This is a genomic window from Chryseobacterium sp. Marseille-Q8038 (genome assembly GCF_965111995.1).
In genome coordinates this window covers 1,674,788-1,697,855 of record NZ_CBCOPN010000002.1, presented here as the reverse complement: position 1 = coordinate 1,697,855, position 23,068 = coordinate 1,674,788, and the positions used below count along the sequence as shown (strand labels likewise).

Here is a 23,068-nt window from a genome sequence, read left to right as displayed (position 1 = left end):
TTATAAATAGATACCATGAAAAAGGAAGATATCCATCATCTTGAGAAACTTATGAATTTCTTAAGCCGGCAGTTTTTAAAGAAAAACCATTGGGAAGATGTTACCAAAACGGAATGGTCTTATATAAGCGCAGAGCTTAACGAACTGATTATTAATGATTATTCGGAGAAGAGCATTCAAAAAAAGCCTGATCTTCTGGGCAATAATTATCTCTATGAGCATCTGATTATCAATAAACTGAAGAAATTCAGACAGAATGAAAATGCGGTTCTGAGCAGACCCAATCTTGCTAAGCTCAGTCTTATTGTCAGGGTTCTTGGGTATTCGAATTATATAGATTTTATTAATTCCAATACAGAATCCTTCAATTTTAATGATCTGAAGATTGATATGAATAATGTGAATCTGAATACCGCTCTTTTAGACCGTCTGGTAGGCTGCTGGTATTCTTATAACAGAAACCTTCCCGACAATCCTTTAATGGCAAAAGAAGACCGTATATGGCGTTCTGCGATGGAAATTTATAAGTCTGAAACCGCCGGAGAATATTTTATTGAAAGAAGCGGCGGAGATCATCATAAGTATTTCGGTAAGGTAACGGCCTATTCGGATTATGTTTTCATTATTATGAACAGCAATACTTTTATCCGTCAAAGGCATTTCATTTCAAGAATAAAGGATATTAAAGAAAAGCTTAAGAATCCGGACTATAAACTCCACGAAATCCACTTTATAAGCACCTGTATCAGTTTTAATCAGGAGCCGATTGCTTTGTTTGAAATCTTCAGAAAAGCCGACAGAAAAAACTTTATTTCGGACTCCGTCAGTTTCCCTATTGATAGTGATGAGATTCCTGAATCTATTATTAAACAGCTTGAAGACACAGAATCTAACAGGATTGATTACAGATAGTTACCCATCAAAAATTACTTGGGTTAATAGTTCGAAAGAAAAGGATTATTTTTTTTGAAAAAGCGTTGTAACGTTTTAAAAGTTGTCATACTTACTGGATAAATAACAACAAAAATATCCCTATGAAAACAACAATTAAAAACCCATCTGCTTCTGCCAATAATGCTCTTATCTTCTTCGTATCAATGCTTGCAGGCTATAATCTCTATCAGGAAATTTTTCATCCGGAAAAAGCAGATCTTGTATTATGTATCCTTATGATAGCCCTCACCGCTGTTACCGTACAGCAATATGAAAATAAACCCATGGAAAAAGAATAAGAGTAAACATCCTTATCAATCTATATATTATAATCCCGGAGCTGTCTTGCTTCGGGTTTTATTTTATTTCTCTAATGCCCAGAATACATTTAACCACTAAAAATCAACGGATTACCGCAATAATTCTCTAACTTGATAGTTCTAATTATGAACCCCTCAATCGTCTCGCTATGGAATATTATGAATTGTATGAAGTTTTGAAGAGTCATTTTGATTCCGGAAAAGATCTGATTGAACTCAAGGAACTGAATGTAACGATGGAATCAATTCCTTTTGAATCTAAAGTTTCTGATCTTCTTTATGGCTCAGAAAACCAGCATTGCAGCAAACATCAACAAAAACTCAGTATTAATGAAAAGAACTATCTCTTGTACGGCCATCCTGCTGTAGACATCAGGGATTTTGAGATTGAATGTAATAAAAAGTTTAAGTATCATATTCTGAAAAGGGCCGACACTGAAACAGCCGCAGGGTGCATTTTTTTCTTCCATGGCCTGAACGAAAAGAAATGGGATAAATATCTGCCATGGGCTTATGAGCTTGCCCAAAGAACACAGAAAGCCATTATTCTGTTCCCGATTGCTTTTCATATGGACCGCGCAGAAGCCATCTGGAGTGACCGCCACCACATGATGGAAGTCGTTAATTTCAGGAAGAAAAAGTATCCTGAAAACATGAATTACTCTTATGTAAATGCAGCCATAAGTTCCCGGCTGGAAGCTCATCCTCAAAGAATTTTCTGGTCGGGACTTCAGACGTATTCTGATATTACAGAGGTGGTAAAAGACATTAAAAGCGGTAAAATCCATAGCATTTCCCGAGAAGCAGATCTGGATTTATTCGGGTATTCTATAGGATCTTTTCTTTCGATGATGATCAAGATGGCAGATCCACATCGCTATTTTACCCAATCTAAAGTTTTCTGTTTCTGTGGAGGAATGACCATCGACAGGATGTTTCCGATATCCAAGTACATTATGGACACACAGGCAACGGTTAAAATGCAGTCGGTTTTCACAGAACTTTTGAGTTCGGATTTTAAGTCAGATTCCCGCCTGAAACATTATCAGACTGAAGCTTTACATCCACAGGAAAGCTGGTTCAAAAAAATGCTCCGTTACAATTATTTTCAAAAGGAAAGAGAGGAAAGAATTCAGGAAATTCAATCTCAGATCAAAGCATATGTATTGGAGAAAGACAGTGTTGCCCCGCCCATAGAAGCTTTAAATACGCTGCAGGGAGGTTACAGGAATATTAATGTTGATATTGAAATCCATGATTTTCCGTTTGAATATTCCCATATGGTTCCTTTTCCACTTACGCATAAGCATAAAAGAGAGGTTACAGAAGCCTTTCATCAGTTTATAAAATCTGCCAGCGATTTTTATAGTAATTAGCTATTCCCTTAATTTTCAGGGATAAAAGATAGAAAGGAATAGTTTAAAGAATAATAATATAAGCTCCATGGTGTTTGTTTTTAAGTTAATCTTTAACTGACCAACCAGTCTTTAAAATCTTTCACACGGTCTCTGCTTACTGTAATTTCCTCTTCAGGCTGAAACTCCAGATCCACTTTATAGTAAGGCGAAGTATGAATGTTTTTGATATAATCTGAACTGATAATAAACTGTCGGTTTACACGGAAAAACTTCTTCTCATCCAGAACATCTTCCAGCTCATCAAGCGTAAAATCTGAGGGATAAGTACGATCCTCCGTCTGAAGATAAACGATTTTATTTTCACTGAAAAAACAGCTTATTTCGTGAGTTTGTATAATTTTTAGATTATATCCAATTTTAACCAAAACTCTCGATAGTGTAGATTTTTCCTTTCTGATCAGCTGCTTGATATCCTGAGAGCCATTGGTATCGTTAGCAGGGATGAACGACTTAAACTTTTCCACTGCACCTTCCAGATCTTCATCAAGAATAGGTTTTAAAAGATAATCAATACTGTTCAGCTTGAAAGCTTTCAGTGTGTACTGGTCAAACGCTGTCGTATAAATAATGAAACCTTTGGTGGGTGCTTTTTCGAAGATATCAAAGGACAATCCGTCCCCTAAAACAATATCTGAAAAAATCAGCTGCGGATGCTCGTTTTCAGAAAACCAGGCCACTCCCTCTTCCACTGATTCTATTTTAGCAACTACTTCAATTTCAGGAAAAATACTCAGCATTCTCTCTAATTTCCTTGAAGCAGGTTTTTCATCTTCTATAATGACAGTTTTGATCATTGAATTTTAATTTTGGTTTTCAGGTTTTGGGAAATAAAGTTAGATAAAAGCGGACAGATTTTAATAGTTTATTGGCTTTTTCTCTTTTTTAAACTCTTTTTCAATCATATCTTTTTCCCATTCGGAATCAAAAAGAAACAGTTTTACCGCCTTTACAAGGATAATAAATCCCCAGATTGCAAGAATGGCATACCTGTCAAATAAATGAAATCTGATCATCTTTTCGCCAAAAATGTCATCCGGAATGATAAGAACAGCAAAGATGGCAAATATAAAAATGCTTTTATAGAATTTTCTGATATTGTGGGTTCTGGTTTGGGCAGCTTCGTAGTCCATGATGATATAAGTTTTTTAGTTATTATTGTTTATAGTGTTTTTATTTTCTGCTTTTGATCCTTCTCCATAAGTTCTTTTATTTTTCGTTCTTCCCAGTTTTTCCCAATTCCAAATACACTGATGGCATGAAATGCTATTCCTACTCCCCATCCCAGTGCAGGCCATAGAAACCATAAATATCCGGGAGCCGTCATAAGATTCAGGATTGCTAAAAAAGGAATAACGATACCATAAGAAGTAAGGTTTCCATAAAATTCTTTTAAGTCTTTTACTCTTCTTGATGCTTTTCTGTAAGCAATTGTTTCTTTGTCAGGTAAAATTTCCATAATGTTTGGTTTTAAAAGGTTGATTTTGTTTTTTCTTGATTCAAAGGTAGGTCAGGAAAAGGTCTCCCATCAATTTTATGTTACCGAATGGTAGAATATGTTCTCCGAATGGTAAAATCCAGTAATTAATAGATAAACGGGATGAGTTTCTTAGTACTTTTTCGGTATTCAATGTATTCATTCCCGAACTGCTCCACGAGAGTTTGTTCTTCAATTTTTATCCTGTAAGCAAAGGCTAAAAAAGGAGGAACAAAAGCAAAGATCAATGAAAGCCAGTTATTTAAATACAGGCCAAGTCCAAGCGAGGTCAACAGAGAAAAAGCATAGGAAGGATGTCTCAGATATTTATAAAACCCTTCTTTTTTAATTTTATGATCCTGTCTGATGGTAACATCTACCGTAAAATATTTCCCCAGAGATCTGATGATCATATATCTGACAATAATCCCGATAAGAATAAAAAGTTCACCAAGATATAGAATCCAATTACCGTCAGCCATCGGAAAATGAGTGTTATAGGACATGAATATTGAACTTGCAATAGAAAATGGAATGGCCAGCCATAAGATATTCAAGGTGGATTTATCCTTGTTCTTTTGATCTTCTTTACCGGATTTCAGCATATTCTTGTAAAGGAATTCGGTGAGAAACCAAGCGGCCATTGAAATATAAAACAACGTTGACAAAGCATTCATTTTCAATAAATTTAAATTTAAAAGTATTTTAAAAAAAGACAATTTCTTTAGTGATCTTTCTGTTTATCCATCAGTTCCTTAATCTTCTTATCTTCCCATTTCCTGATAAAATTAACACGAGGAAGAAAAACGGTAACAGCATGTGCTGCAAGCCCTATTCCCCAGAAAGTAGCGGTAAAAAAGTTTTTAAACTGAAAATAGCTTTCACCGGGTTTCAGATTCGTATAATTGTAGATTACAATCATTGCATTCACTGCGATATAAGCGAATAAATGCCCATAAAATCCCCGTAACCTTTCTACCTGTCTTCGGGCACGCTGGTATTCAATATCGTTTTCATCAAATGTTCCCATCTTTCTATTTTTTTTGTTTGTTCATAATTTCACGAATCTTCTTTTCCTGCCATGATTCTCCTACTCCAAACACCTGGAATGCATGAGAAGCCACGCCTATTCCCCATCCCAGTACAGGAAACCAGAACCAATGATTTTTGCTGCTTGTAAAAAGATTAATAAAGATTAAAAACGAGCATACGGTGCAATAAGAAATCAGATTCATATAAAAACTTTTAATCTCTTTCACTCTTTTTTGTGCCCGTTTGTAAGCGGCAGAATCATCTTCGGGTTTTGATGTGGAAACTTGTGGATTAGCGATCAGCATTGGAAGTTTTACTTTAAAATGATCTTCAGATTTTTCTATGAAAACATTTCTCTCCGTTAGTAAGGAATAACGCTGTACAATATTGGCAAGACCAATTCCTGAGCTCTCTTTGATCTGTTCTCTTATCTGCAGATTATTTTCAATACAAAGGGTCTTTCCGTCTGAAAAAATTCTGATGGTCAAAGGTTTTGATGATGTGGCAAAATTGTGCTTGATACAGTTTTCCAACAGTAACTGCAGCGCCAATGGAACTACATATTTCTGATAGTCTTCTTTGGGAACATCAAAAGTGAAATCTACACTGTCTTCAAACCTTGTTTTTAAAAGTTCACAATAGGTTTTGGCAAATTCTATTTCATCTTCTACCGTTACCAGTTCTTTATCTTTCTGTTCAAGTACATATCGGTAAATCTTTGACATTGAAGCAGTAAACTTTTGTGCCTGTCTTGGGTTTTCGTCAATCAGGGAGCTTAAAACATTCAAGGAATTAAAAAGAAAATGGGGATCCAGCTGGTTCTTTAAACTTTCAAACTGCGCATTGGCGGATTTGGCGATAAGCTTCTGTTCCACCACTTCTTTTCTGGAAGTCTTTTTCAGCTCTTCCATAAAACTTCTGGCATGAAGGAAAGCTGATATCAACAACGCAATATTGATGGTAAACCAATTAAGGAAATTATATTTTCCCAGAAAAAACTCTTCTGTAGTAGCTGTTTTTTGAATAAGTACAAAATTGACATAATTGCAAAAATAGACCAGCACAAAATTGGCAACAATAATTGAAATAATACTGATAACCGCTCTTTTGGTTGTAGCCTCCGACCATGGGATTTTTTTATTCAGAAAACTGTTCAGCATTCCGTTTCCTCCTCCCAATACAAAAGAATAAATAAAAGAGATAAGCAGGGTATATAAAAAGTTTTCAAGATTCTTTTCTTCTGTAAAGACAAAAAAGAAAAACATGGAGACTGCAAGTGATACCCAGAATAGTATGATAAAGTTTTTCCGTTTCATGATCTGTTTTCTTGACTAAAATTAGTTTTTATTAAAGGTATCAAAAATTAATTGTTACCGAAGGGCTGATTTTCATTTCTGAATGGTATAAAAAAACCTTCACGAATGAAGGTTAATGGATATAAATACAGTGAAAATTATTTTGCTTTTTCAACAGGTAAGCTTAAGAAATAATCTGCTTCTGCTTTTCCCCAGCTGGGATCTAAAGCCGTCTTGGGTTTATATGCTTTAAATTTTGCCTGAGCATCTTTAAACATTTCCAATCCTTTGGTTTTGCTTCCTCCGTACTGTTCCGGCGTAAAATACACATCTTCTGCCTTGATAAGAGCAATTCTCGGATTTGAAGGATCTAATTTCTCTGCAATGCTCATTTCCTCAGCAGCTCTCGCTCCATCGGTCATATAACGTTGTGCAGGATTCACCATCATTCTCAGGGAATAAGACATTTTTCTCAATAAGTGTATTTCCGCATTATCGGTTCCGGCAAGATTCTGAGCCATAGAAAGATGTTTTTCAGCCTGATCTGCGATACCATCCAATTCTTGCATTTTACCGTCTCTCATCTGTGTTCTTCCTTTTTGGATATAAGAAAATGCGGCATAGTATGCCGGAAGCCATTTTGTGCTCTCTTTGCTTCCTATTCTCTGGAAATCATTGGCCAGGCTCTGGAAATCTTCCGAGGTTTTACAGGTCTCTATTCTTGCAATTTTTTCAGACATTATTTTGTCATAATCTGCCTGTGCAAAAGCAGTTAAGCTCACAAAAGCTAAAGCAAAACTTAAAAGGTATTTTTTCATGATATCAAATTTTAAAAGTGAGTTATGTTTGTGTGTTCTAAGATATGTTTTTATAAATTGTTATTGATGGCATCATCTGTTTTGTCTACTCCAAAACTTATAAATGCTCCAATGAATACAAAAGTGTTGACTGGCGGAACGATTGCTGAGCTTCTGGATCCATTAGCAGAGAAATTGTAACCATATACATTTTTTGATCCTAAAATATTACTGATACTCAATACAAATACCGGAAATGCTTTTGCATCTTTTTTACCGATATTGGGAAGATAATTAATACTGAAATTCAAAGCGTTGTAATCTTTTAATCTTCCTTCTGTTCGGGTATAGTTAACGGCCTGTCCGTTTTCAAATTTGGAAGCGATATCGTAGTAAGGACGTCCTTTTGCATACGTATAAGATAAATTCACTCCCAGTTTCCATTCCGGAATAAATCTTTTAGCCACTGCCGAAAGGGTATGTTCAGCGGCAAAACTTGGCTGCAGGCTTACCGGATAATTAAGAAAATCTCTTTTTGAATCCAGGTATGAGTAACTGATCCAGTAATCAATATTTTCAAATGTTTTTTTATTATCTCTCCAGAAGAACTCCAGTCCTTTTGCATATCCGTATCCACTGTTGTTTAAAGCAGACTGGGTTTGCTGATTTTGCTCCTTATCCGGGTTAACATTAAATGTTTTGATCAACTGATCGTATTTTTTGTAAAACGCTTCAAAACGTAGAGTTCTGCCCTCTGACGCTCTCTGAACCTGAAAAATATAATGTTGAGATTGCTGAAAGCCAAGATTTGCAGGACCATTGATGTACTTGCTTTCCGGGTTTTGGTAGAAAAGTCCGTACGCTAATGAGGTTGTCCAATCTTTTGCAAGGCGGTAGGCGATCGCAAAACGAGGAGCAATATTGTTCTTTCCTAAAAATGAGGAATGCTCTGCTCTTACTCCTATCTTCGCTGACAATGCATTACTGAAACCAAGATCCGTTTCCACGAAGGCCGCAGAAATTAAATCTGTATAATGTTTCTGTATGGTCTCAAAATTCAGATTTTCATCGGTATTATTCAATTCAAATCCTCCTCTCACGGCACTTATTTTGTTGATTTTTCTTTCCAGAACAGCTTTGAAATTCAGATAATTTCCATCAGTCAGAAGCTGGCTCCTGTTCGCTTCAACATCATTCGTTTCTGTAGAAAAATGAAGGTCAGATTTATTGTATGAATAAGAACCACCCACATTCAGAAGATACTTTCCAAATTTCTGTTTAAATGACAGATTATGAAAAGTATTTTTCCCGTTCAGTTTTACCAGACTGAAAGCGGATCCGGGTTCAAGACTTTCTGATCTTACACCCATTTTATTGGAATTAAACATTCCATAGTATTTAAAGAAACCTCCTGATTTTGTTTTAAATCTGAAATTCACATCTCCGTTAAGTCCTTGTGGTGCTTCAAAAAAATCGGTATTAAAATTAAATACCTTTTGCATCAGGCTTAAAAGAGAATACCCTGCTGTAGCCCCGTAGGAATAGTTTTTATTATCTCCCAGCTTTTGAAATCCGGCACTCAGGAAAATAGGTGAAACACCTAAGCTGTAAGAACTCTCATCCGGAAGATCAACACTTTCCAGCATCAATGCTCCTGAAAGAGCCTGCCCATACAGCGCAGAATATCCACCACTTGAAAATATATTTCCTTTAAAAAGTGAAGTATTGAACTGATCTCTACCCGCAATCCCCGGAACAGAGTTGGAAAAATAATTGTTGATAAGACTACCATCCATAAAAATTTTAGATTCCGTTCCTGTACCTCCGCGGATAAACAGACCTTCCGTCCCTCCTACTTTCTGCACTCCAGGAAGATAGGTCAATGCTGAAGAAATCTGTCCGTCTGCTCCTGCCGTTGTATAAATATCAATGGGAGTAAGCAGCGCTGTTGCTCTTTTCTTATCGCTGGCTTCAATAGATCCGGCAGAAACAACTACTGCATCAATCTCACTGATCTGTTCTTTAAGATCAATATTCAACGAAACATCTTGGTTTTCAATAGAAATATCTCTTTCTACATTTTCATATTTCGGATGGGCAAACGTTATTTTGTGAGGTCCTTTTTCCGAAGTTTCAAAGGTAAAATTACCCTGAGCATCTGTGGTAGCACCGTCATAGGTATCTTTTAAAGTCACGTTTACTTCGCTTACTCCTTTATTTTTGAAGGATACTTTTCCTGATATTTTCACCTGGGAATATCCCATAATGGAGGTGAGAAGGAGAATCAGAAACAGGATGTTTTGTCCTTGTGTTTTCATTTTTATTGTTTTCTGGATCAAAAATAGGATAAGAAATGCCCTTCTGTAAAAAAATTATTACTGAAAGGCATTCTTTTGCTTCCGAATGGTAATTAATGAACCGGAATACAAAAATCCACGATCATCTTTCCTTCCGGATGTTCTTTAAAATTGGTGTGGTAGATCTCATAGGGAAAGGTTCTTCGTGTAGAATAATTGTTCTCATTCATCCACAAAAACATAGAAACCCAGCATTGTTCAAAGTCATCCAAAGTAACTTCACCGCTTCCCACAATGTATTTTCCGCCATCTATCGTTTCGGGAAACACTTCGCCCTCCTGTTTTGAGAGTCTATCATCCAAAAGCATACAGGCATGGATTCTTACTTTATCGAGAGGTGTTATTTTGCAGCTGTCATGATACACAGAAATCATTTTCACATTCTCCCTAGGAAAAAGGCTTTTCTTTTTTGCCCAGTCTATTAAAAGATTGAAAGAAGGTTCTACATTGGCAATTCCAAGGCTCATTACGGATGCCAGATTCATTTCCGGCATTTCTTTTACTTCGATTTTTAAATTCATTTTAGTCCAGTTTAACAGGTTTTCAATGTTGCAAATGTATTGGCTGAAAACTGTATCCACTTGTCCGTTCTTGCTATGTATTTGTAAAATCTTGTGAAATTTCTCCGGAGCTGATCTGCGAAATTCTGTGGGAGCCAGACCGTAATATTTTTTAAATGTCTTGCAAAAAACTGAATGGTTAGAAAAACCCAGATCCCAATAGATATCTTTGATTTCCCTATTTTTATGAATCGCCAGATGAAGGGCACTTTTTTCTATTTTCTTTCTGGTAATATAGTTCTGAAGGGTTTCCCCTGTAACCAGCTTAAATATTCTGTGAAAATGAAAAGGTGAATAGGCACTCACCTCTGAAACTTTTTCCAGAGACAGATCTGCATCAATATGGCTGTCAATATATTGAATTGTTTTTACAATCCGTATTTTATATTCTTCCACTTCAAAGTTGTTAGTTCACAAAGATATTTTTCCATAGCGGAATTAAGTTGTCTTTTATTGCTATTATCAGAACCTTATTTCATTTTATAGTAAAATATCTTCTTCAATGTATTTAATAAGCGGCATCACCTCTTTAATTTTCTGATCTGAAGAGGCAATACAGCTATGATACTCTTCATGAATGAAAATCTCTTTGGCAAAGAATTTTTCACCCAAAATATGGCATTCATTATTGACTATTTCAAAAGAATCCAGCGGAAGCATCATTCCGGCTCCATGGGCCTTTATTACGGCTTCTTTTCGTGTCCAATACATGAAAAATTGTTTCATCTTATCCTCAGAATCTTGGATTTCCTGAAGCTCTTTGTCGGTCATTTGAAATATAAAATCGTGATAGCTAATTTTCTGATCATTACATTCAACATCTATTCCCAAGGCATATTCTGCAATAGCGCAGGTAACAAGATCTTTGGAATGGGATATATTAAAATGAAGATCATTTCCTTTTAAATAAGGTTTTTTATTAGTGAGAACATCTGTTTCAGTATCAGAAATGTTATAATAAGTCTTTAATCCATATTGTAAAAGGACTTTTCCCAGTAAGGAAAGCTGAGCATCCTGCCATCTCCTGTATCTCAGGATATTCTGTTTATTTTCCTGAGAAAAAACAGGCAGATACCTGTCAAGAAGAGACTGGTGATTTGTTTCATTAATGAATGTATACAGAATAATCATGCTCTAATTTTTCTTACTGCAGATCCTGGATTAATAAGTTACTTTCTAAAGACTAAAAATAAGCTTTTTTTCGCCTCTTTTTAAAGAAGTTATCCTTCAGACAACCTTTCAGAATTTAAGGTTAAAACAAGCCGGATTGCAGTACCGTTCAAACTAAGTTTTTCAAAAAAGAGTGAGATCATAAAGCCTTTTGGAAAATCTTTTTTAAATTTATCGTAAAATCACTTTAAATCATTTAACAAATGAAAGTACAAACATTAGCATTATTGGCGGGATTTGCAGTTTTTGCCGTTTCGTGCGGAACAACAAAAACATACTCGGTAAATGCCAAAAGCGGAACACAGACAGGAGGAACAGCGAAGTTTACTCAAAATGGAAATGAAGTAACAATGAAGCTGGATATTACCAACCTTACTCCTGGAATCCATGCGGTACACATTCATGAAAAAGGAGACTGTTCTGCAGCAGACGGAACTTCTACAGGCGGTCACTGGAATCCTTCCAAGAATGATCATGGTAAATGGGGAGCTGAACATTTCCATATGGGAGATATAGGAAACCTGGTTGCTGATCAGAACGGAACTGCAACATTGACTTTCAAGACAGACAAATGGTGTCTGGGCTGTACAGATGAATCTAAAAACATCATCGGAAAAGGTCTTATTGTACACGCAGCAGCGGATGATTTCCATACTCAGCCTACCGGAAATGCCGGAGGAAGAGTGGGATGTGTAGAAATTAAGTAATCTACTGTATTCAATAAAAAAACCGCTAATTTTTCATTAGCGGTTTTTTTATGTTTAGGATTTAGCTCCCATATCTGATACAATATTCATTGCTTCCTGCAGGTAAAGATCTTTTTTCAGATTCTTGATCCACATTTCAGATTTTTTCTTGAAAGCTTCATCTTTTTTCTCTCTTTCAATTTCACTTGGATACATCATGAACTGAAGTCCGTTTTCAAATTTTGTCAGAGCTTTGAACTTTTCAATCTGAGACTTTCTGTTCTTCATCAGCTCGTTGAACTTGGTGATATTCAAAGTGATATTTTCTTCTTTATCCAGTTTTTCTCTCCATTGAGCAGATTCTAATAACAACTGATAATTGCTGTTTTTAGCCATTCTGTCTGCGCTTGCTTTTTCCAGCGCCTGAATATTGAAATAGTTCAGTTTCTCAAATTTCGTAGGTGGAATTTTATCCCATGCCAGCGCATAATCATCATATCGCTCTCCTACTTCAGCATAGGTAAAGAAGTCTTTCATCTGAATATCAGAAACGATTCCTTTTCTCTGTGTAGATTCTCCCGTAATTCTGTAGAATTTCTGAATGGTCAGTTTTAAAGATCCAAAATCATCTTCGGTATTCAGGAATCTGTTCAGGTCAACAAAAGTCTGAACGGTACCTTTTCCGAAAGACTGCGGAGATCCTATGATCATTGCTCTTCCGTAATCCTGCATTACTCCTGCAAGGATTTCTGAAGCTGAAGCAGAAAGTTCATTTTGCATGATTACAAGCGGACCTGTCCAGATCGGAGTTTCGTTTTTATTCTTAAGAGTCTGTATTTTCCCGTTTCCATCCTTCACCTGTACGTAAGGACCAGCTTCCATGAAAAGCCCCATAATATCCCCTACTTCAGTTAAAGAACCTCCACCGTTATTTCTAAGGTCAAGAATGATTCCCTGAATGTTCTGTTCTTTAAGCTTAATGATTTCATTTTTGATATCATCAGAAGCGTTTCTTCCTTTGGCATTTTCAAAATCAGCATTAAAGCTTGGAAGGTTGATAAAACCATATTTTTTCCCATTGGGAGTATTCACTACGATACTTCTTGCGAAAGTATCTTCAATAGCTACTTCCTCACGGATCATGGTTACATCTTTAATCGTTCCGTCTTTTTTCTGAACCGTTAATGTTACAGGTGTTCCTTTCTCTCCTCTGATCAGTCTTACGGCTTCATCAGAAAGCATTCCTACAACATTTACAGCATCTTCTTTCGGTTTAGATTTTACTTTCAGGATTTTATCACCCTCAGAAAGCTGTTTAGATTTCCATGCCGGTGCTCCAATGGTAAGAGCTCCTAAATACAGGTTTCCTTTTTTCTCCTGAATCAGGGCTCCGATACCAATTACTTTTCCGGTAAACTGAGTATCAAAATCTTCTTTATCCTTTGGAGAATAATAGTTGGTGTGCGGATCGAATACCTCTGTATAAGCATTCATATACACCGTAAACCAATCCATTTTCTTTCTCTTTTTGAATCTTGTAAAGGTGTCTTTTACAAGGTCTTTTACTTCATCAGTCGCTTTTTTGATTTTTTCATCCTGAGTAAGAACCTTAAACTTGATGGTATCTTTCAGCTTGTACTTTTGAACAGAGTCTTTCTTTTCTTTCTGAGCTTCTTCTTTACTGTTCATCGACTCAACTTCCTGAAGGATGTTGTATTTGATGAATTTTTTCCACTCATTATACTGTTCTTGCTTATTAGCAGGTACTTTTTTTAGTTTTGGCTCAAGGGTAAGCGTTTCATCTTCCTGAAGATTAATAGGCTTACTGAAGATATCCTGTGTGATTTTATCAATCTCATCCACTCTTTGGTAGAGTCTGTCAATCGTAAGTTTGTAGAATGTCAGATCACCTTGCCCGATATAGTCATCAAGCTTTGTTTCATGCTTGCTGAATTCATCCATATCAGATTGCAGAAAATATCTTTTTGCTGGATCTACCAATTCGAAATAATGCTTATAAACGTCCTTCGAATAGGCATCATTGATAGATTTTGGACTATAATGCAGATAAGAAAGTGTGTTTTTTACGCTCACCATTATCGTCTGCATCTTTTCATCGTCATTCTTTGGCGAGTTGAAACAAAACATTAGACTGGTTAATGGAATAAGGAGTAAAAATTTATTCAGTTTGAAATTTTTCCACATAAACTGTCTTTATTTATTAATTTTTTTAAAATAAGTATAATAATTAGTAGCAGTAAGTTTGGTACTGTTACAAATGATCAAATTTAACCTTATTTACAAATATCGACAGTTTTGATCATTTTTATTTAAAGAGATTTGCAAATAATCAAGACAATATGAGTTGTTTCCTATTATCAGACAGTTTCACTATACAATCATACTGCTCATTCTTTTTCAGGCATATCTGAATTTTCATTTTTTAATCAAAAAACAGAAAATACATACCACAAAAACCAAATTTCAGCCATAAAGGCATAAAATATGTAGAGAATTAACCATACAAATTCAAAATATTAAGTCATGAAAAGTTTATTATGGTTAGTAGCAGTCATCTGCATCGTTGTTTGGCTATTGGGAATGTTAGGAATAGTTCCCGGAATGAGCACAGGATATTTAATTCACGTTTTACTGGTCATTGCCATTATTGTTATTCTTTATAATATCATTTCCGGCAGAAAACCTCTCGACTAGTTTATTATTTTGTAAAACCATTTAAATTAAAACTGAAATGAATTCATATTAAATTTACTTCATTTCAGTTTTATTTTCTGCACTTTATACTTTTCCTTATCTATGCTTAATTCTCTATTCTATAAGCCATAGTATGAGAATTTTATTTCTCTTTTCTCAACAGCCAATCCCAATCTGGTATTTTATTGCGTCTGATTTTTACCTACATTTGATGTGTTGAAAATCGGTCTGTTCAATTCTGAAAATGAACAGATTCACTCTATTTAATAAAAAATATTAAAGATAATTTATGGAAAGACCACTTATTCTGGTTACTAATGATGATGGAATTACAGCTCCTGGTATCAGAAATCTTGTAAATTTTATGAATGAAATCGGAGAAGTAGTTGTTGTAGCCCCCAACTCTCCTCAAAGTGGAAAAGGCCACGCTATTACCATTAATTCTACCCTTAGCTACGAAGAAGTTACGCTGGAAGGCCCGCAGACAGATTTTTCCTGCAGCGGAACTCCGGTAGACTGTGTAAAAATGGCACTTGATAAAATTCTAACAAGAAGACCTGACATTGTAGTTTCCGGAATCAATCACGGAGCAAATTCTTCTATCAATGTGATCTATTCGGGGACGATGTCTGCTGCTGTAGAAGCAGGTGTAGAAGGAATTCCTGCGATTGGATTTTCATTACTGGATTTCAGCTGGGAAGCTGATTTTAGCCAAGCTAAAGAATTTATTCAGAATATCGTAAGAAGAACCCTGGAAAATCCAATGCCTAAAGGAATTGTACTGAATGTGAATATTCCTAAACTTCCGAAAGAAGAAATAAAAGGGGTAAAAGTCTGTAAACAGGCAAATGCCAAATGGGAAGAAAGTTTTGATGAGAGAATCAATCCACACGGGAAAAAATATTACTGGCTAACAGGATATTTCAACAATATGGATGATTCTGAAGATGCTGATGAAACAGCATTGGCCAACGGATATATTTCTATTGTTCCGGTAAAGTTTGATCTTACAGCCTATGAATACATGAAAACATTAGAAGAAGTGATGACTTTTGAAGGGATAAAAGAAGCAAAATAATTCTGAAAATATCAGAGTCTTCTATTTAATCTACGCTAAAGCAAAGCTTTTAAATAATTAAAATACGGTTTGAAAAACTTATTTTCAAACCGTATTTTTTGTTTCATAAACTGGAAAATCCATCATCATAGAAACGCTCTGTTCAAGATTATTTACTACCTTTATTCTGACAAATAATTACAAAATGCGTATAGAATATGACATAAAACTGGGTTTCAAGGATGTAATGTTCCGCCCTAAACGTTCTACTTTAAAATCCCGTTCGGAAGTTGATTTACAAAGAGAATTTACCTTTAAACATACGAAGAAAAAATGGACAGGAGTTCCTGTAATTGCAGCCAATATGGATACGGTAGGAACTTTTGAAATGGCCGTTGAGCTGGCAAAGGAAAAAATTATTACAGCGGTTCACAAGCATTATACTCCTGATGAATGGAGTGTCTTTCTGGAAAGCCAGCCTGAAAGTATTCATCAGTATATTGCTTTAAGTACAGGAACAGGAAAAGCAGATGAAGAAAAAATAAGACATATCCTCGAAAAGCATCCAAAAATTGAGTTTCTCTGCATAGATGTAGCCAATGGCTATTCCGAGCATTTCGTTGGATTTGTGAAGAAGGCAAGGGCTAATTTCCCGGATAAAATTATTATTGCAGGAAATGTGGTGACCGGAGAAATGGTGGAAGAACTTCTTTTAGTGGGTGCAGACATCATAAAAGTAGGTATTGGTCCTGGATCAGTGTGTACAACCAGAGTAAAAACAGGAGTGGGATATCCTCAGCTTTCTGCTATTATTGAATGTTCTGATGCTGCTCATGGTTTGGGAGGTCATATCATTGCAGATGGAGGATGTAAAGTTCCTGGTGATGTAGCAAAGGCTTTCGGTGGCGGGGCAGATTTCGTAATGCTGGGCGGAATGTTTGCGGGACATGACGAAAGTGGCGGAGAGATGATTGAAGAAAACGGTAAAAAATACCGTCTTTTCTATGGGATGAGTTCTAAAACGGCAATGGACAAGCATTCCGGAGGTGTAGCAGAATATCGTGCTTCTGAAGGGAAAACTGTAAAAGTGGCTTATAAAGGTCCGGTTTCAGAAACTGTAAAGGATATTTTAGGAGGAGTACGATCCACCTGTACATATGTAGGTGCTTCAAAGCTTAAAGAGCTTTCCAAGAGAACTACTTTTATCAGAGTTCAGGAACAGGAAAACCAGGTTTTTAAAGACTAGAAATAAGATAAAAGGCTTTAGATAATATTCTAAGGCCTTTATTTATTCTTTTGTTCGGATATATTTTTTATTGAAATATTTTTGAAGCTGGTCATTTACATAGGTTTCCTGCTCTTTTACAGAAGCCATTTCATCGATATATAAAATTCTCGGAACTTCTTTGATCTTATCTACCACCACAGAATCCTGTGAAGAATTTTTAATCATATCAACTCTTTCATTCATCTCTCTTCCGTACTCCTTAAGATCTGTGGTAAAAAGCTCCATTACAATATTTTCACCATTAAAATCAATGTTAAAATAAGCATATTTCTCCGGGAAAATTTTAAGCTCAGGAAGAAACACAATACAGAGAGAAATCCACCAGATCTTTTTAATTTTTTCAAATCTAAAGAAGATAATCAGTGAAAAAGTAATTAAAAAATAGAAGAGAATACTTTCAAACTGTCTTGCAATAGAAGTAAGAATATAGCTTGTAAATAATAAAGGAAGCAATGAAACCGACCAGAATAGAAATGCTTTTTGAAATGTTATCTGAGTAGAGATTTTTTTAAGTTCTTCTTCAAAAACCTTTATAAATAATGGAAGTACCATAATCACTTTCAATCCTACATACAGGGTATCAGCACCAAAAAGAGCAATTCTTTTCAGCCATATTACCATTCCTTTTTCCTCCTCTCCCATTCTGTTGAAATTTCCCGGGGCAAGAAAACATACAAGTAAAAATAAAGTTCCTAGCAGCACCAAAAACAAATTTTCTCTATTGCGTTTCTGATAATAGGAGACTAGCAAAAGTCCTTCAAGAATTAATGCCAGAATTTCATTGGAACCCATCAGAATGATGATAAGAAAAGCTGAAGGGTAAAGCCATATTTTCCTTCCCGTATCTTCTCTTTTTTTAAGAAAATAGAGTAAAATCCCTGATAAGATAACAGGAACGAAATATACATTGGATCCCGTAATCCAGAAATAGTGCTCCGGAAGACTTACCAGAAGTATTGTATAAAAGAAAAACAGAAGGAATCCTTTCTTAACGGACTCTTTCAAAGAATAGCCGAAATATTCTTTAAAGTTTAATGCTGAAACCCCAATAAAGGACAGCATTAAAAAAACAGGATATATTTTCGGAAGAATATTATTAGGGTCGAAAAAGACAGGATTAAACATGTTGATAGAATACCCGAAATATCTTCCGCCCCATTGTGTATAGGTATTTATAAAGCTTTTTAGCAGCCCTACTTTTCTGGTAGTATAGGACCAGAAATAATCATCGGTCTGATATACATTAAAAAAACTAATGTATGCCAGACCGACGCTTATTAAAACCGACAAGAATACTACTATATTCTGTGCTTTTTTCATTTTCTAAGTTAACATTCCACCGTCAACATTTAATGTCTGTCCGGTAATGTATGCTGACATTTCGCTGCCTAAGAATACACATGCATTTGCGATATCTGCAGGCTGTCCTCCTCTCTTCATCGGAATTTCCTCTCTCCATCCCTGAACTGTTTTTTCATCCAGAACAGCAGTCATTTCCGTTTCAATAAATCCGGGAGCAATAGCGTTACATCTGATATTTCTTGATCCTAATTCCAGTGCCACAGATTTTGTAAACCCGATTACCCCAGCTTTAGAAGCTGCATAGTTGGCTTGTCCGGCATTTCCTTTTACCCCTACTACAGAAGTCATATTGATGATAGATCCTGATCTAGCCTTCATCATCGGCTTGATTACCGCTTTTGTAAGGTTGAAAACTGAATCTAAGTTTACTTTGATTACTTTATCCCAATCATCTTTGGACATTCTCAATAACAGGTTATCTTTTGTAATCCCTGCATTGTTTACCAAAATATCAATCTGCCCAAACTCTGCCATTACTTCTTCCACCAGTTGCTGAGCAGCATCATAATCTGATGCGTCAGACTGATATCCCTTAATTTGGGTTACAGAACTTAAAGCTGCTTCTAATTCTTTTGCTTTGTCTACAGAGCCAGCGTAGGTAAATGCTACTTTTGCCCCTTGCTGAGCAAACATTTCAGCGATACCTTTACCGATTCCTCTTGTAGCTCCGGTAATTAGTGCTACTTTTCCTTCTAATATTTTCATATCTATTGACAATTATTTTCTTTTATAACTCGTTCAGCTTGTGACAGCTGCCTCTTCATGTTTCTAAAATTCCTTTCTGGAATTAAACGGTTTGCAAAGATATTATAAAATGTTATTCAACCCATTTAAATTGTTAAAATACTGGATTTTCTTGATGATTATTTGGATTTTCTTTAAAGCTGAACGGAATTATTTTTAAATCTGGTGAAATAAATAAAGTCAGTTTTTTTACTTTTATCCAATCTCAATACCTCTTTCTGCCAGAAATATTTATCGTAAATAATTTCTTTCAGAGGCTCATTCTGAAAGTTTGAAACCCCGTATTTTCCTTCTTTTTTAACTACAATTTCATTTTCAGCATTTCCAAATGTTATAATATCTTCGTAAACAAAAGGGACAATTTCTGTTCCTTTTCCATCCAGAATACCATAAAAATTCCCTGTATTTTTGCAAACCAAAGGTTTTGAATACTGATTAAGAGGATTAAAATATTCAAAATCCTCATTTTTTATCTGGCTGATATTTTTCAATTCCGTCAAAGATTGCCCTGTCACTGAAAATTTGTAATACTTTTCCTCCTTCCCAATAATAAGATTATCAGGATAAAAACCAAAAATCTGAACACCATCTCCTACAATATTTTTAAGATCTTTATCAAGAAATTTCTCTTCATTTCCTTTTTTAAGGTAGATAAATTCTTTTCCGGAAATGGTAAAACTTCTGATAAAATCATATTCCTGAGAAAGAATAATATTTCCTTCCAGATCTATAATGCCGGATTTCCTGATCTTATCATTATAAACACTGAAATAATTGCTCAATAAAGGATTTAAATACTTAAAAGTCTGTGCATACAGCTTTTGGTCTTTCTTATTGAAAACAGTGGTTTTACCATTTTTTGTAAGATAGATATATTCCTTTTTCCCAAAATATTCCGGGGTGATATCATTATATATTTCTTCGGCAATTGTATTTCCATCAGTATCAATCAAACCATATTTTCCTGTAGCTTTATTTTGACTAATCAGATAAGGATAAGCATTGATATTGACGATCTGTTTAGAAAATTTATGCAGAGTCTGTCCATTAGTTCCAATGATTTCGTTTTCATTGTCTTCATTAATGATCAGTGCTCTGCCCTCTTCAAAACTATAATCTTCTTTAAATTCACGGGTGCTGAGCTGTTTTCCTTTAAAGTCATACAGCAGCCATTTTTTATCTTTTGAAACCAAAAGTCTGTTCTTCCCTGAAAAACGGATCTTTTCAGAATAAGGAATGATTTCCTTTCCATTAAAATCATAGACGGCTTCTCCATTTTTTTTTGATGAAATGATACAATCTTCACTCCACCAGGGTGTATTAAACTCCTGATCATTCAAAGGGATAAGTTCATTCCCTTTTTCATCAATAATAGCCGATTTTCTGCTGTTCCCTTCATCAGAATACAAAATAAACCGGTTTTTAAAAACATGTAAAATACCTCCTTTGTAAGGAGACTCGAATGTAATCGTTCCTAAAGAGTCTACAATTCCCTGTTTCTTATAACCGGTATCATAGAATATTCCATATCCTTCTGAATAGGAACTGACCTCCTTTTCCGTCTTTTTAGACAGGATCACTTTCATATACTGATTAGTCTGTGCTGTACAGACTACAGAACATAATACAAAAACTAGTTTTTTCAAGGAAAATTAAATAGAATTATTGACAATAAGAACGATCTCCCCTTTTAAAGTTTTACTCTTGGAAAATTCAATTAATTCATTGATTGTCCCTCGTTTAGTTTCTTCAAATTTCTTAGAAATCTCACGACTTAAACTTGCTTTGGTTTCTTCCCCGAAGAATTCCTTGATCTGTTCAAGAGTCGTATTGATTTTATGGGGACTTTCGTAAAGTACGATGGTCTTTTTTTCTTCAGCAAGCTGCTTCAGTTTTGTTTGTCTTCCTTTTTTCTGAGGTAAAAAACCTGCAAATAAAAATTCATTATTAGGAAGTCCTGAAACCACTAATGCCGGAATCAGAGCTGTTGCTCCCGGAAGACAGATCATATCAATATGGTTGTCTGCACCTGCTTTTGCCAATAAATATCCAGGATCTGAAATACCGGGCGTTCCTGCATCGGTAATAATAGCGATATTCTGGCCGTTTTTAAGATCTGCAATCACTTTCTCCGTTGCCTGATGCTCATTATGTAAATGATAAGATTTTAAAGGCTTAGAGATTTCAAAATGTTTTAAAAGTATACCGGAAGTTCTGGTATCTTCACATAAAATATAATCTACTTCTTTCAGAACATTGACTGCCCTGAATGTCATATCTTCAAGATTCCCAACTGGTGTGGGAACAAAATATAGGATTCCGCTCAAAATTATAAGAATTTATTTTCTACCAATATCCAAAGTCTCTGTGCATATTCATCCACCTTATTCCATTTTCTTTCGTAATACAGATCACTAAGATATTCTTTGGCTTCTTCCAGTGTTTTGAATTGATTCAGCTGATATACTGTGTCATTCAGATCCGTCTGGCTTCCTTCAAAAAGCATCTTCGTGAAGGCAATTCTGTCATTCAGATCCAGCTTAAATTCAGGCTTCAGCTTATCAGCTTCCATGAAATGCGTTGGAATATTGGATTTCAGAATGCTTCCCGTATCTTCTTTTACAACCGGAATCGTTTTTTCTTCCTTAGGAAGTTCCAGGTGATCGTCATCAAAAAGTGACTGAACAGCTTTCATTCCTTTGATATTGGCGAGTTTTATTTTTTTCTCCCGATGGTATTCTTCTAAATTTTCGAAGCTCTCATCAGAAGGATGTTTATCTGTTTCTTCGGGAACAGGTTTATCAATTTCCACAATCTTTCTTCGGTCATAGACTTCAGCAAGGATGCTTTCTTCTTTGGTTTCTTCCACTGAATGGTCATTTTTTATCTCACTCAGAATATTTTCCACATTAGAAGTTTCTGTTGCCATTTCTCCCTGTTCTATCGAAACGTTGGAAGCCACAAACTGCTCTTCACTTTCTTCAATCAGTATTTCATCTTCCAGTGTTTCACTATCAAAAATACTTGGAATTGTTTCTGTGACTAAAGGTTTAGCCTCATTTACTACAGCGAAATCAGTTTCTTTTTTTGATTCCTGTTCTGAGATCTCATCCTCTTCATCTTCTATTTCATTCAGCTGATTATTGAAAACAACTTCTTCTTCCGTTACCTCGTTATGAAACAAATCTTCATTAAGATCTTCATCTGAATCTGGCGTGGAATCTGCAAGAATTTTGTCTTCGTCTACAAAACTAAGAACAGCTCTCTGTTCTTCTGAAATTTCATTTTCATCAATTTCGTTCAGCTGGTTATTGAAAACTGCTTCTTCTTCCAGCGTTTCATGATCAGAAGTTTGTTCCTGATTATTTTCAGACTCTCTTTCAAGATTGTTCTCTTCCACAAAATGTACAATATTTTCATGGAATTCGTTTTCAACAATTTCGTTCAGCTGGTTATTGAAAGTAGCTTCTTCTTCTAATCCGTCCGAAAAAACTTCATTTTCATCAATTTCATTCAGTTCATTATTGAAAATAGCTTCCTCTTCCGTCACTTCATTACCGGTATCATGATGTTCTGTCTCTCCTGAAGCAAAAGAGATATACTGATTATCCGGATTCTGCCCCGGATTTTCGGCTATAAAGTATTCAATATTTTTTTCCAGCAATTTCAAAAAAGAAATCCTGTTAGCAAGCTCATCTACAAGATCTTGCTTAGAAAGTAATTCGTCTATATTACCTATTTTGTCCAGATTATCAATGATATTCATGGATTCAAAAAAAATCTTTTCCTTTAAATCTTGGATATTCTGCATAATAAGATTCTTATTAAAATTGCTTACTTTTGATGTTAAAAATATACGG

23 protein-coding genes are annotated in these 23,068 nt (G+C 35.4%); 7 read left to right on the top strand and 16 right to left on the bottom strand.

Annotated features, from left to right (window positions below; translation table 11 throughout):
• Positions 1–15 precede the first annotated feature (15 nt).
• The 3 genes from ACWPWS_RS21665 to ACWPWS_RS21655 all read left to right on the top strand — a co-directional run bounded on the left by ACWPWS_RS21665 (position 16) and on the right by ACWPWS_RS21655 (position 2,629).
• Positions 16–912: a hypothetical protein gene (locus ACWPWS_RS21665; RefSeq protein WP_309511841.1), complete on the top strand. Its 897-nt coding sequence runs from the start codon at positions 16–18 to the stop codon at positions 910–912.
• A 122-nt stretch (positions 913–1,034) separates the two neighbouring features.
• Complete coding sequence (locus ACWPWS_RS21660) at positions 1,035–1,232, top strand: hypothetical protein (RefSeq protein ID WP_309511842.1); 198 nt, start codon at positions 1,035–1,037, stop codon at positions 1,230–1,232.
• Positions 1,233–1,402: 170 nt separating this feature from the next.
• Entirely contained in the window at positions 1,403–2,629 is a 1,227-nt protein-coding gene (locus ACWPWS_RS21655) for a DUF6051 family protein (RefSeq protein ID WP_454047874.1), read from the top strand.
• Positions 2,630–2,721: 92 nt separating this feature from the next.
• Here ACWPWS_RS21655 and ACWPWS_RS21650 read toward each other — a convergent pair whose 3' ends face one another.
• From ACWPWS_RS21650 to ACWPWS_RS21605, 10 genes are all read right to left on the bottom strand, one after another.
• The gene (locus ACWPWS_RS21650; protein WP_105682943.1) at positions 2,722–3,465 is read right to left on the bottom strand and encodes a LytR/AlgR family response regulator transcription factor; all 744 of its coding nucleotides are present in this window, start codon (positions 3,463–3,465) and stop codon (positions 2,722–2,724) included.
• Positions 3,466–3,525: 60 nt separating this feature from the next.
• Positions 3,526–3,801, bottom strand: coding sequence for a 2TM domain-containing protein (locus ACWPWS_RS21645; RefSeq protein WP_454047873.1), 276 nt, complete (start codon positions 3,799–3,801; stop codon positions 3,526–3,528).
• A 29-nt stretch (positions 3,802–3,830) separates the two neighbouring features.
• Positions 3,831–4,127, bottom strand: coding sequence for a 2TM domain-containing protein (locus tag ACWPWS_RS21640; RefSeq protein ID WP_454047872.1), 297 nt, complete (start codon positions 4,125–4,127; stop codon positions 3,831–3,833).
• 125 nt (positions 4,128–4,252) lie between these two features.
• Complete coding sequence (locus ACWPWS_RS21635; RefSeq protein WP_454047871.1) at positions 4,253–4,822, bottom strand: methyltransferase family protein; 570 nt, start codon at positions 4,820–4,822, stop codon at positions 4,253–4,255.
• 47 nt (positions 4,823–4,869) lie between these two features.
• On the bottom strand, positions 4,870–5,175 hold the full coding sequence (locus ACWPWS_RS21630) for a 2TM domain-containing protein (RefSeq protein ID WP_454047870.1): 306 nt from the start codon (positions 5,173–5,175) through the stop codon (positions 4,870–4,872).
• Between the two features lie 4 nt (positions 5,176–5,179).
• A complete protein-coding gene (locus ACWPWS_RS21625; RefSeq protein WP_454047869.1) occupies positions 5,180–6,493 on the bottom strand; it encodes a 2TM domain-containing protein in 1,314 nt (437 codons plus the stop codon).
• Between the two features lie 137 nt (positions 6,494–6,630).
• Positions 6,631–7,290 carry a hypothetical protein gene (locus tag ACWPWS_RS21620; RefSeq protein WP_454047868.1) on the bottom strand — a complete coding sequence of 220 codons (660 nt, stop codon included), beginning with the start codon at positions 7,288–7,290 and terminating at the stop codon, positions 6,631–6,633.
• A gap of 50 nt (positions 7,291–7,340) precedes the next feature.
• Positions 7,341–9,587 carry a TonB-dependent receptor gene (locus ACWPWS_RS21615; RefSeq protein ID WP_454047867.1) on the bottom strand — a complete coding sequence of 749 codons (2,247 nt, stop codon included), beginning with the start codon at positions 9,585–9,587 and terminating at the stop codon, positions 7,341–7,343.
• Positions 9,588–9,679: 92 nt separating this feature from the next.
• Positions 9,680–10,582 (bottom strand): AraC family transcriptional regulator, encoded by a 903-nt coding sequence (locus tag ACWPWS_RS21610; RefSeq protein WP_454047866.1) that lies wholly within the window; start codon positions 10,580–10,582, stop codon positions 9,680–9,682.
• Between the two features lie 84 nt (positions 10,583–10,666).
• Positions 10,667–11,317, bottom strand: a complete 651-nt coding sequence (locus tag ACWPWS_RS21605; RefSeq protein WP_454047865.1) for a 4'-phosphopantetheinyl transferase family protein — start codon at positions 11,315–11,317, stop codon at positions 10,667–10,669.
• A 242-nt stretch (positions 11,318–11,559) separates the two neighbouring features.
• Here ACWPWS_RS21605 and ACWPWS_RS21600 point away from each other — a divergent pair, with 242 nt between their 5' ends.
• A complete protein-coding gene (locus ACWPWS_RS21600) occupies positions 11,560–12,063 on the top strand; it encodes a superoxide dismutase family protein (protein ID WP_062672846.1) in 504 nt (167 codons plus the stop codon).
• A 54-nt stretch (positions 12,064–12,117) separates the two neighbouring features.
• Here the strand turns inward: ACWPWS_RS21600 and ACWPWS_RS21595 are convergent, their stop codons facing one another.
• Complete coding sequence (locus tag ACWPWS_RS21595) at positions 12,118–14,247, bottom strand: carboxy terminal-processing peptidase (RefSeq protein ID WP_209786511.1); 2,130 nt, start codon at positions 14,245–14,247, stop codon at positions 12,118–12,120.
• 339 nt (positions 14,248–14,586) lie between these two features.
• Between ACWPWS_RS21595 and ACWPWS_RS21590 the strand changes: the two genes are divergently transcribed.
• The 3 genes from ACWPWS_RS21590 (at position 14,587) to ACWPWS_RS21580 (ending at position 17,060) form a co-directional block, all read left to right on the top strand.
• Complete coding sequence (locus ACWPWS_RS21590) at positions 14,587–14,757, top strand: lmo0937 family membrane protein (RefSeq protein WP_047426491.1); 171 nt, start codon at positions 14,587–14,589, stop codon at positions 14,755–14,757.
• Positions 14,758–15,046: 289 nt separating this feature from the next.
• A complete protein-coding gene (surE, locus tag ACWPWS_RS21585; RefSeq protein WP_454047864.1) occupies positions 15,047–15,835 on the top strand; it encodes a 5'/3'-nucleotidase SurE in 789 nt (262 codons plus the stop codon).
• A gap of 184 nt (positions 15,836–16,019) precedes the next feature.
• Complete coding sequence (locus ACWPWS_RS21580; protein ID WP_454047863.1) at positions 16,020–17,060, top strand: GMP reductase; 1,041 nt, start codon at positions 16,020–16,022, stop codon at positions 17,058–17,060.
• 42 nt (positions 17,061–17,102) lie between these two features.
• Here ACWPWS_RS21580 and ACWPWS_RS21575 read toward each other — a convergent pair whose 3' ends face one another.
• From ACWPWS_RS21575 to ACWPWS_RS21555, 5 genes are all read right to left on the bottom strand, one after another.
• Positions 17,103–18,422 carry a DUF6056 family protein gene (locus tag ACWPWS_RS21575; RefSeq protein WP_454047862.1) on the bottom strand — a complete coding sequence of 440 codons (1,320 nt, stop codon included), beginning with the start codon at positions 18,420–18,422 and terminating at the stop codon, positions 17,103–17,105.
• Between the two features lie 3 nt (positions 18,423–18,425).
• Entirely contained in the window at positions 18,426–19,169 is a 744-nt protein-coding gene (fabG, locus tag ACWPWS_RS21570) for a 3-oxoacyl-[acyl-carrier-protein] reductase (RefSeq protein WP_209786515.1), read from the bottom strand.
• A 173-nt stretch (positions 19,170–19,342) separates the two neighbouring features.
• Positions 19,343–20,854, bottom strand: a complete 1,512-nt coding sequence (locus ACWPWS_RS21565) for a WG repeat-containing protein (RefSeq protein WP_454047861.1) — start codon at positions 20,852–20,854, stop codon at positions 19,343–19,345.
• A gap of 6 nt (positions 20,855–20,860) precedes the next feature.
• Positions 20,861–21,535 carry a 16S rRNA (cytidine(1402)-2'-O)-methyltransferase gene (rsmI, locus tag ACWPWS_RS21560; protein ID WP_209786517.1) on the bottom strand — a complete coding sequence of 225 codons (675 nt, stop codon included), beginning with the start codon at positions 21,533–21,535 and terminating at the stop codon, positions 20,861–20,863.
• Between the two features lie 2 nt (positions 21,536–21,537).
• On the bottom strand, positions 21,538–23,019 hold the full coding sequence (locus ACWPWS_RS21555; protein WP_454047860.1) for a hypothetical protein: 1,482 nt from the start codon (positions 23,017–23,019) through the stop codon (positions 21,538–21,540).
• Positions 23,020–23,068 lie beyond the last annotated feature (49 nt).